We start from the raw sequence: 10342 nt of genomic DNA, 5'->3' as shown, positions 1-10342 counted from the left end.
GACCGAGATTCCTCGTCTTCTAAACGCTGGCGTTAACGCAATCATTGGTGCTGCTTCATCTGGTACCTCATTGCAGTTCATCGACCAGGTTGTTGGAGCCGGAGTAATCCAGTTCTCACCTGCGAACACATCTGCTGCGTTGAGCAGCTACGACGACAAGGGACTGTACTTCCGTACCGCGCCTTCTGACGTTTTGCAGGGTGAGGTTCTTGGTAACCTAATCGCTGCTGACGGTCACGAGAATATCGCAATGATCGTTCTAAACGACTCATACGGAACCGGACTTGCATCGTTCGTTACTGAGGCCTTCGAAGCTGCTGGCGGTAAAGTTCTAGCTGCACCAACATACAACACTGGTGACACTAACTTCACTTCTCAGATTGCTGAAGTTCTAGCAACAGACCCAGATGCAATCGTTCTAATCACATTTGAAGAAGTAAAGACCATTATTCCTGGTCTTAGCGGATTCCCATCTGACAAGCTTTACTTTGTTGATGGAAACCTTGCTAACTTCTCAGACGTATTTGAGGCTGGAACTCTAACCGGAGCTAAGGGAACACTTCCTGGCTTGGACATTGAGACCATCCCTGAATTCCTAACTAAGATGAACGACAACTGGGTAGCTGAAGGTAACGCTGACCTAGAGAAGGTTTACGCTTACGGACCTGAGGCTTACGACGCAGTTGTTCTTCTAGCTCTTTCAGCACTTGCTGCTGGATCGGTAGAGGGCGTTGACATGGCCGGCAAGCTTCAGGAAGTTTCTGGAGGTTCCGGTTCAGGTACCAAGTGCACCAGCTTTGCTGAGTGTGCTGACATCATCAACGGCGGCGGAGTCGCTGACTACGATGGTGTTTCTGGTCCAATCACATTCGATGAGAATGGTGACCCAACCGAAGCTAGCATCGGTGTTTACGTCTACCAGGACGACAACACTTACCTGCCAGCCAAGTAAGTATCAATTAGTAAAACCCCCGGGAGCAATCCCGGGGGTTTTCTATTTAAGTGTTTTTATTACTCGCCCAAAGTACCGAGGTACAGGCCGATAACTTTTGGATCGTTTAGAAGTTCTCTTCCGGTTCCAACTACAGCGTCCTTACCCTGATCCAGTACGTAGGCTCTGTCAGAGATCTGGAGGCAGCGGCGAGCATTTTGCTCAACCATGATGGTTGTCACACCTGCCTTGTTGATTTCTGAAACTCGAATAAAGGCCTCATCTTGTCTAACAGGGGACAACCCAGCCGAAGGCTCATCCAGTAGCAAAACCTTAGGATCCATCATCAGCGCACGGCTCATGGCAACCATCTGGCGTTCTCCACCAGAAAGTGAGCCTGCACGCTGCTTGAGTCTCTTACCAAGCTCAGCAAAGATACCGGTGACAAACTCTAGGCGCTCGGTGTAGCTCTTTGGGTTCTGGAACAAGCCCATCTGAAGGTTCTCTTCAATTGTTAGAGAAGGAAAGACGTTATTGTTCTGAGGAACATATCCGATTCCCTGAGCTACCAATTGGTTAGCTTTCAGGTTCGCGATTGAAGCTCCGTTTAGCAAGATCTCGCCCTCGCGAACCTTCACTAGACCAAAGATTGCCTTGAGAAGTGTGGACTTACCGGCACCGTTTGGCCCAATGATTCCAACAAGCTCTCCCTGATTCGCAAAGAAGTTCGCGCCGTTAAGGATGTTTACCCCAGGTAGGTAGCCCGCGACCAATGATTTGGTTTCAATTACTGGAACATTAGCCATGGCTTACTTCTTTCCCTTAGGTGGCAAAGTGATACGTCCAGTGATTGTTCCAAGGTCAGTGTCTTGGTGGGAACCAAGATAAGCATCGATAACTGCAGTGTTCTTCATGACCTCATCCGGTGGGCCTTCGGCAACTACTCGACCCTCGGCCATGACAACAACCCAATCGGCGATGTGTCTGACCATGTGCATGTCGTGCTCAACGAACAATACAGTCATACCTTCACTCTTTAGATTCAGAACGTGCTCAAGAAGAGACTGGGTTAGAGCAGGGTTCACTCCAGCCATCGGCTCATCTAGCATCACAAGAACTGGGTCGGTCATCAAAGCTCGAGCCATCTCTAGAAGCTTGCGCTGACCACCCGAGAGGCTGGCCGCGAAGTCGTCCTTCTTGGTGTCAAGTTTGAACCGCTTTAGAAGTTCTAGAGCCTTCTCTTCGATTTCCTGCTCTTTTGCCTTCCAAAGGAAAGGGAAGATCGAGAACATCAACTTCTCACCACGCTGATCTTTGGCACCGAGCTTCATGTTCTGCAAAACGGTGAGCAAGCTCAATGCCTTGGTGAGTTGGAAAGTACGAACTTGACCCATCTGAGCCACCTTGAAAGCAGGAATACCCGCGAGGGACTTACCTTCGAAGTTCCAAGTTCCGGTGTCTGGCTTGTCAAAGCCAGTCAATAGGTTGAAAAGTGTAGTTTTACCCGCACCGTTAGGACCAATTAGGGCCGTGATTGCACCGCGAGGAATCTCTAGGTGCTCAACGTCAACGGCAACAAGGCCTCCGAATTTACGAGACACATTGTCAATGGTGATGATCGGATCTACTTTTGGAACACCTGGACGAATGGTTCCAACGTGCAATCCGGTTGTCTTAGCTGCAGGCTTGCCTGGCAGTTTTGCGCTACTACTTGACAAAGGTCAGCTCCTTTTTGTCGCCAAGGATTCCTTGAGGACGGTAAATGACAAGAAGCATGAGACCTACTCCCACCAGGATGAACCTGATCGTTGAAGCCTGAATGCTACTGATGAATGGCAGGATTCCGCTGGAAACCAGCTGCGGTAGCACGTTCGATAGAAAAGCTTGAAGCACCCAGAAGATTACTGCTCCAAGCACCGGTCCAAACACAGTTGCTGCTCCACCTAACAGCAGAGCTGTCCAAACAAAGAACGTCAACGAAGTTACGTAGACGCCTGGGTTCACTGCTGATGGCAGAGCGTAAATGATTCCACCTAAGGATCCAAAGACTCCACCAATGATTAGTGCTTGCATTTTGTATGCAAAAACGTTCTTACCAAGTGCTCGAACGGCGTCCTCGTCTTCGCGGATACCCTTGATGACTCGACCCCAAGGGCTTTTCATTAGAAGTAGCAGCAAGAAAGCACAGATAGCCAAAGTGATTAGGCCAAGGATTAGAACCCAGAACTCGATGTTGTTGTATGTCCAAGGACCGAATCCATAGTCACCCTCAGGGAACGGGTTGGCTGCTCGGAAGCTGTTGTGGTATCCAGAAAGTCCATCGGCGCTACCTGTGACATCAACGAAGGCGTTGGTAAGAAATAGCAAGCGAAGAATTTCCGCAGCAGCGATTGTCACAATAGCCAGGTAGTCACCGCGAAGACGAAGCGTTGGTATTCCAAGAATCAGTGAGAACAATACGGAAGCAACCAAGCTAACTAGAATTCCCTGCCACCATTCAAAGCCGAAGGTGAGAATTGAAATTGCGTAACCGTAAGCTCCCACGGCCATAAAGCCAGCGATACCAAAGTTCAGTAGCCCCGCGAAACCAAAGTGCATTGCAAGTCCTAAAGCGGCAAGAGCAAAGGCCATAGTGGCAGGGCTCAGAAGACCTTGAGCGGTATTGGATAAAATTGCAGACCAGTCCATAGCTGCCTTCCCTAACCTATTCGTTCTTTTCGACCCAGGATTCCCTGCGGTCTTACAAGCAAGATCACGATCAGAACGACCAAGGCTCCTACGTACTTCAGATCCGAAGGGATCACGAGGCTTGAAACCTCTACCAACAAACCGACTACCAGTGCGCCAAGTAGGGCGCCAAAAGCAGTTCCGAGGCCACCCAAGGTAACTGCGGCAAAGATCAACAATAGAATCTGAGCTCCCATGTCCCACTTGATACCTGGGCGGAAGTAAGCCCAGAGAATTCCCGAAAGACCAGCTAGCCCAGCCGCCACTATCCAAACAATACGGATCACGCGGTCAACATCGATACCGGATGCGGCCGCTAGGTCTGGGTTGTCAGAAATGGCGCGGGTAGCCTTACCAGTCTGGGTTGTCATCAACCACCAGGCGAATCCGATAATCACAACAAGGCTCAAAACCATCGACGAAATGTCAATGACGCTCAGCGAAGTTGCTCCAAATAGTTTTATCTTCGGGGAGTCAAAGCCAGGAAGCTGGGTTGTTCCTCCTCCAACGAAGAATTGGAACAAGTAACGAACAGCAAGAGACAATCCAATTGACACAATCATTAATTGCACAAGACCAAGTCCACGTTTTCTAAGCGGTCGCCAAAGACCTGAATCCAGACCCCAACCCATCAGACCGCTGATTACAACTGCCGCTGGAATTGCAATCCAGATAGGTAGCGCCAAGATGCCGCCCAGGAAGAATGCGGTAATAGCACCGAAGGTAACCATCTCTGCGTGCGCGAAGTTGGACAAACCTGTTGTTCCAAACACCAGTGAAAGGCCAACCGATGCCAACCCAAGCATCAAACCAAAGTTCAAGCCATATACAATTCGAGCAATTACTTGATCAAATAAGCTGACGACAAGTCGCTCACCTTCACCAATGAAGAAGTTTTTGGTAACGCTTCCCGAGGGTCCAATTTCAACCGACTGTTCAGCTCCACCCTCTTCAATAACTGCAATTCCAGAAGGAAGGGTCTCTTGATCAAGAGATACTGTGTATCCAGCCTTTTCAGGAACGCCGACGTACCATTTACCCTCTGCGTCAGTCACTGTTTCGGCGGTGTAGCCGCCGCCGGAAACGACGATGCGGACGCCCTCTAGAGCGATTCCTTCATTTTTGACGTTTCCAACAATCTTGAACGGCAGGTCCGTGCCAACTTCGTCGGCATGAGCGCTGGTTGCGAACAGGCCACCGAAGGTTATGGAGGTAACAACAGCCAGCATTAGTAGCTGAATCCAGCTTCTAGAACCTTGTGGGGTTTTTGAGAGGATCAAAGTGCCTCCATGTCATTCCTGGGCATCGATGCCTCATCTAAGATTTAGCCCAGTTTTCAGGGTTTACCAAAGAATAGCACTGTCTTTAGGCCTGAAAAAAAACTAGACTTGGGCAAAGAAGCTTCTCACCCCAATAGTTAGGTACAAAATGGCCCAGCCAGACCCCTTTGGCCTAGTTGGTCTGACCTACGACGACGTACTACTTCTTCCTGGCGAATCTGACGTGGTTCCATCTCAGGTAAACACCAAAACCAAGGTCACCAAAAGAGTAGAAATCAACATCCCTCTGCTTTCTTCTGCCATGGATACCGTTACCGAGGCAAGGCTGGCAATTGCCATGGCCAGGCAGGGCGGAATTGGGGTCTTGCACCGCAACCTCTCCCTGGAAGACCAGGCCAGCCAGGTAGACCTCGTAAAGAGGTCTGAGGCTGGAATGATCACCCACCCGGTAACCATCGGCCCGCTAGCCACAATTCAAGAAGTTGATGACCTTTGTGGCAAGTTCCGAGTTTCGGGATTGCCAGTTATCGACGAGGACGGCCTACTGCTTGGCATCGTCACCAACCGTGACATGAGATTTGTGCTCGACGTGCAAAGAACCACAACTCTGGTCAAGGACGTTATGACTGCAATGCCCCTTGTTACCGCTCCGGTGGGCATTGTTCCCGACAAGGCAATTGCGATTTTTGCTCAGCACCGCATCGAAAAGCTCCCCCTTGTTGACGAGCAAGGAAAACTTCGCGGACTAATCACCGTCAAAGACTTTGACAAGAGTGAAAAGTATCCTCTGGCTTCAAAAGACTCCAGCGGCAGATTACTTGTTGCAGCTGCGGTTGGTGTTGGCACCGACGCTTGGGAAAGATCTATGGCTCTAGTTGATGCAGGTGTTGACATTTTGGTTGTTGACACAGCTCACGGTCACAACAAAGCCGTTTTGGAAATGGTCAAGAAACTAAAGTCAGAACCATTTGCAAAGAATGTTGACATCATTGGCGGCAACGTTGCAACTCGCGAAGGCGCCCAGGCACTTGTTGACGCTGGAGTTGACGGAGTCAAGGTTGGAGTTGGACCTGGATCGATTTGCACCACCCGAGTGGTTGCCGGTGTTGGTGTGCCACAAATTACCGCCGTCTACCAGGCAAGTCTTGCTTGCAAGCCAGCCGGAGTTCCAGTTATCGCAGATGGTGGATTGCAGTTCTCGGGAGACATTGCCAAGGCATTAGTTGCCGGAGCAAACGCTGTCATGATCGGGTCACTACTTGCTGGTACCGACGAGGCTCCAGGGGAGATCACCTTCGTTGGCGGCAAGCAATACAAGACGTATAGAGGTATGGGTTCCCTTGGAGCCATGCAATCTAGGGGCGAAGCGAAGAGCTACTCCAAGGACCGCTACTTCCAGGACGACGTGCTGCGCGAGGACAAGCTTGTTCCAGAAGGCATCGAGGGTCAGGTTCCTTACCGCGGCTCGGTAGCTTCCGTGACTCACCAGCTAATCGGAGGCCTCAGAGCATCAATGGGATATGTTGGCGGAGGCACAATTTCTGAGCTTCAGCAAAAAGGAAAGTTCGTTCGCATCACCGCAGCCGGACTCAAAGAGTCACACCCGCACGATGTTCAGATGACTATTGAAGCCCCCAACTACGGAACTCGCTAGGAGAAATCTTCATGACCGAAATTGAAATCGGCAGAAACAAGCGCGCCAAAAGCGCCCATGCCTTCGATGACATCGCGATTGTCCCAACCAGGCGAACTCGTGACCCCCAAGATGTTTCAACCGCTTGGTCCATCGACGCCTACCAATTTTCAATGCCTATTCTGGCGGCACCCATGGACTCCGTTGTTTCTCCGGAAACGGCAATTGAAATTGGAAAACTTGGCGGCCTAGGAGTTTTGGATCTCGAAGGTCTTTGGACCAGATATGACAAACCAGAGAAACTCCTTGAGGAAATCTCAAAGCTAAAAGATTCTGAAGCAACCGCAAGAATGCAGCAGATCTATGCCGAGCCAATCAAGCCAGAACTGATTCGCGATCGCATCGCGCAGATCCGCGCTGGCGGTGTGACAGTCTCGGCAGCACTTTCACCGCAGCGCACCGCACAATTTAGCGATGTGGTTTTGAAGGCCGGAGTTGACCTATTTGTCATTCGTGGTAACACCGTTTCAGCAGAGCACGTTGCCAAAGATTCTGAGCCATTGAATCTAAAGAAGTTCATCTACGAGCTGGATGTTCCAGTAATCGTCGGAGGAGTCGCTAACTACACCGCAGCCTTGCACCTAATGCGTACCGGAGCAGCTGGTGTCCTAGTGGGCTTTGGTGGCGGTGCTGCCTCGACAACCCGCGCCGTACTTGGCATTCACGCCCCAATGGCTACCGCGGTAGCTGATGTTGCCGGGGCAAGGCGCGACTACATGGACGAGTCCGGTGGGCGATATGTGCACGTTATTGCCGACGGAGGCATTGGAACCTCGGGAGATATCGTCAAGGCGATTGCCTGCGGAGCAGATGCGGTCATGATTGGATCCATTCTTGCCCGTTCCACTGATGCTCCAGGTCGCGGTTGGCACTGGGGCCAAGAGGCTTTCCACCCGGAGCTTCCTCGAGGTCACCGCGTGCGCGTTGAGCAAACTGGATCACTCAAGCAAATTCTCACCGGGCCTTCTTCTTTGGCCGATGGCGCATCCAATATTGTTGGGGCTCTTGCTAGGTCTATGGCAACTACTGGTTATTCAGATCTGAAAGAATTCCAGCGCGTTGAAGTTGTAATTGCTCCTTACGTAAAGAGCTAATGACTAACCCAACCTGGTCTCAGGTGGCCACAAGACCCAAATGGATTTTTGGATTATTCTTCGCGCTTGCAATGGCGGCAGTATTTGCTCTTCTTGGGCAGTGGCAATTAGAGCGTTCTTTCACCGAGGTTGAATCAGAAGATCAATCCCAATTACCTCTTGTTCTTATTGATTCAGAAAAACCCGGAGCACCGCTTACTGCAACCGCTGCCAACAAGAGAGTCAAGGCCAATATCATACTTGACACCCAAAACGTTTTCATTGTTGCCAATCGCTTACAACGAACAAACGATGAAGTGGTCCAGGGATACTGGGTAATTGCAAATTCGGGTGTGCTGCTACAAGACGGTGACTCAACCGCAAGCTTGAGTGTTGGGATTGGTTTTGCCGAGAGCTTGTCGTTAGCAGAAACCGCAAGAGCAGAATTGATGGAATCAATTCAAGCTCAGGCTTTCTTGGAGCAGACCGGAAGATATCTTCAAACGGAGGGACCAGTTGCCCTGACAGATCCCGACAAGCCCTACTTGCTGGAAAGCTTCTCGCTAGCTCAACTGGTGAACCTGTATAAAGGAGATGGAGCTCAGAGTCTTGCTGGCTTTATGGTTCTGGACTCAGAGCCAGGCTTTGGACTAGAGGTAATTGTGATCGCTCCTCCCGAAGCGGGCACCCAGGTGAACTGGCTGACACTGTTTTATGCCCTTGAGTGGGCTTTGTTTGCTGGATTTGCGGTGTTTTTGTGGTGGCGGCTGGTCGAAGACGCCCGAATTCGCGAGATACAAAGCTAGTTTTTCTAGCTGTAGTGTCCTTTTTTGCCTGTTTCTGGTATTTTGGGCCAAATTATCTGCTAGTTTTTTCCTCAATCAGTCAGAAAACTACACAATCAGGCAGATTCGGACAGGACCCAAATGCTCGCTGAGGAGCGCAGGCTTCGACTTATCGAATGGTCGAACAACGACGGACGCATTGATGCGCACGATGCCTCCGGCAAGCTCAACGTCGCAGTCGAGACAGTCCGCAGAGATCTAGACATTCTTCAAAGGCGCGGACTCCTACGTCGAGTTCACGGTGGAGCAATATCTGCTGGACGCCTTTCACATGAATTTACTTTTCCAGAGCGCAAAAACCGAAACCCAGAACAAAAAGCTCGCATTGCTCAGATTGCTTCACAGTACCTTCCGGAAGAAGGATGCATTTTTGTTGATGGTGGAACCACGACGGAATTTTTAGCTGACTCACTTCGCAATAAACCACAACTGATGGTTGTGACCAACAGCCTTACACTCGCGTCTGTTCTTGGAGAGTCATCCACTCAGGTTTATCTACTGGGTGGTCGCATCAGACCAACAACACTTAGCTCGATTGGATCAAAGACGGTTCAAGATCTTCAAAGCTATCGAGCACAGATTGCATTCCTTGGAACCAATGGAATTGACATCAACCATGGCTTTTCAACTGTTGATCCTGATGAAGCCGCAGTAAAGAAAGCGATGATTGAGCACGCTAACGAGACGATAGTTCTCGCTGACAATTCAAAATTTGGCTCTAGCTACTCTGCTCTATTTGCAAACTTCAAAAACATTGACCGAGTAGTTACCGACGTGGAGGCAGATCGTCTTCATGTTGAGAAACTAACTGCTCAAGGAATTGAGGTGGATCTAGCATGACTAGAACCATCGGCAAAAAAGCTTCGAACGCTCGAGCGTTTGAAGGGGCTAACCCAAACGGCAAAAGAACTTTTTTTGCCGAGAGGTTTAGTCAGAGTGCAACTCAACCCAAAAAAACTACAGAGAGGTAGTCGACTAAATGAGTAGTTATATTCCAAGCGGAACAGGCACCCAAACCGGGTGGCGCGCCGCAGTACAGAAGCTGGGTGGAAACCTTGCGGGTATGGTGATTCCAAACATTGGAGCCTTCATTGCCTGGGGTTTGCTAACAGCTCTGTTTATTCCAACCGGATGGATTCCTAACGAGGAGCTTTCCAAGATGGTTGGTCCAATGATCATCAACTTGCTACCAATTTTGATTGCCTACACAGGTGGTCGGATGGTTCACGGTCAGCGTGGTGCCGTTATCGGTGCAGTAGCAACCGTTGGTGTAATCGTGGGATCAACAATTCCTATGTTCCTTGGTGCCATGCTTATGGGACCTTTGGCAGCATGGGTTCTAAAGAAGATCGACGCTGTACTTGACCCAGTAACACCTGCTGGCTTTGAGATGCTGATTGGAAACTTCAGCCTCGGAATCACAGGTCTACTAGCAGCTATCGGTGGATTCCTAGGAATCGGCCCAGCTGTAACCGCAATCTCAAATGTCTTGGGTGCGGGAGTTAAGTTCCTAGTCGACAGTTCATTGCTACCACTTGCTTCAATACTTGTGGAGCCAGCGAAGGTACTGTTCCTAAACAACGCCATCAACTTTGGAGTTTTGGCTCCACTGGGTGTTGTTGAGGCTGCCGAAACTGGTAAGTCAATTGCATTCATGATTGAAACTAACCCTGGTCCTGGACTTGGAATCTTGCTAGCTTTCTGGCTTGCAGGTCCTCAGGTTCTTCGCGGATCAGTTCCTGGTTCAATCGTTATCCACTTCCTTGGTGGAATCCACGAGATCTACTTCCCTT

Annotated in this window: 10 protein-coding genes; 6 read left to right on the top strand and 4 right to left on the bottom strand. The window is 50.1% G+C overall.

From position 1 onward, the window contains the following. A partial coding sequence (locus AC9UES_RS05495) for an ABC transporter substrate-binding protein (RefSeq protein ID WP_509527390.1) occupies positions 1-952 on the top strand: 952 nt, incomplete at its 5' end. A 59-nt stretch (positions 953-1011) separates the two neighbouring features. Here AC9UES_RS05495 and AC9UES_RS05490 read toward each other — a convergent pair. From AC9UES_RS05490 to AC9UES_RS05475, 4 genes are read right to left on the bottom strand one after another with little or no spacing between them, the layout of a single operon-like run. Further along, positions 1012-1737: an ABC transporter ATP-binding protein gene (locus AC9UES_RS05490; protein WP_509527388.1), complete on the bottom strand. Its 726-nt coding sequence runs from the start codon at positions 1735-1737 to the stop codon at positions 1012-1014. A 3-nt stretch (positions 1738-1740) separates the two neighbouring features. Then, on the bottom strand, positions 1741-2628 hold the full coding sequence (locus AC9UES_RS05485) for an ABC transporter ATP-binding protein (protein WP_509527394.1): 888 nt from the start codon (positions 2626-2628) through the stop codon (positions 1741-1743). 10 nt (positions 2629-2638) lie between these two features. Then, positions 2639-3619, bottom strand: coding sequence for a branched-chain amino acid ABC transporter permease (locus tag AC9UES_RS05480; RefSeq protein WP_509527386.1), 981 nt, complete (start codon positions 3617-3619; stop codon positions 2639-2641). Between the two features lie 11 nt (positions 3620-3630). Then, on the bottom strand, positions 3631-4887 hold the full coding sequence (locus tag AC9UES_RS05475) for a branched-chain amino acid ABC transporter permease (protein WP_509527392.1): 1257 nt from the start codon (positions 4885-4887) through the stop codon (positions 3631-3633). A 199-nt stretch (positions 4888-5086) separates the two neighbouring features. Between AC9UES_RS05475 and guaB the strand changes: the two genes are divergently transcribed. The 5 genes from guaB to AC9UES_RS05450 all read left to right on the top strand — a co-directional run. Next, a complete protein-coding gene (gene guaB / locus AC9UES_RS05470; RefSeq protein ID WP_509527384.1) occupies positions 5087-6592 on the top strand; it encodes an IMP dehydrogenase in 1506 nt (501 codons plus the stop codon). A gap of 11 nt (positions 6593-6603) precedes the next feature. Continuing rightward, positions 6604-7725, top strand: coding sequence for a GuaB3 family IMP dehydrogenase-related protein (locus AC9UES_RS05465; protein ID WP_509527382.1), 1122 nt, complete (start codon positions 6604-6606; stop codon positions 7723-7725). Then, positions 7725-8510, top strand: coding sequence for an SURF1 family cytochrome oxidase biogenesis protein (locus tag AC9UES_RS05460; RefSeq protein ID WP_509527380.1), 786 nt, complete (start codon positions 7725-7727; stop codon positions 8508-8510). Before AC9UES_RS05465 ends, AC9UES_RS05460 begins: the two co-directional genes overlap by 1 nt. A 120-nt stretch (positions 8511-8630) precedes the next feature. Next, complete coding sequence (locus AC9UES_RS05455) at positions 8631-9389, top strand: DeoR/GlpR family DNA-binding transcription regulator (protein ID WP_509527378.1); 759 nt, start codon at positions 8631-8633, stop codon at positions 9387-9389. A gap of 139 nt (positions 9390-9528) precedes the next feature. Then, positions 9529-10342 (top strand): PTS transporter subunit EIIC (locus tag AC9UES_RS05450; RefSeq protein ID WP_509527376.1); only part of this gene is annotated, 814 nt, incomplete at its 3' end.

This window comes from Rhodoluna sp., from assembly GCF_044232805.1.
GTDB lineage: Bacteria > Actinomycetota > Actinomycetes > Actinomycetales > Microbacteriaceae > Rhodoluna.
The sequence above is the reverse complement of the archived record's forward strand: the minus strand, read 5'-3'. Positions and strand labels throughout refer to the sequence as shown.

Bases quoted from the DNA above. Each gene is read 5' to 3' on its own strand.
- AC9UES_RS05490 (WP_509527388.1), bottom strand. From the start codon at position 1,737: ATGGCTAATGTTCCAGTAATTGAAACCAAATCATTGGTCGCGGGCTAC.
- AC9UES_RS05480 (WP_509527386.1), bottom strand. From the start codon at position 3,619: ATGGACTGGTCTGCAATTTTATCCAATACCGCTCAAGGTCTTCTGAGC.
- AC9UES_RS05475 (WP_509527392.1), bottom strand. From the start codon at position 4,887: ATGCTGGCTGTTGTTACCTCCATAACCTTCGGTGGCCTGTTCGCAACC.
- guaB (WP_509527384.1), top strand. From the start codon at position 5,087: ATGGCCCAGCCAGACCCCTTTGGCCTAGTTGGTCTGACCTACGACGAC.
- AC9UES_RS05465 (WP_509527382.1), top strand. From the start codon at position 6,604: ATGACCGAAATTGAAATCGGCAGAAACAAGCGCGCCAAAAGCGCCCAT.
- AC9UES_RS05460 (WP_509527380.1), top strand. From the start codon at position 7,725: ATGACTAACCCAACCTGGTCTCAGGTGGCCACAAGACCCAAATGGATT.
- AC9UES_RS05455 (WP_509527378.1), top strand. From the start codon at position 8,631: ATGCTCGCTGAGGAGCGCAGGCTTCGACTTATCGAATGGTCGAACAAC.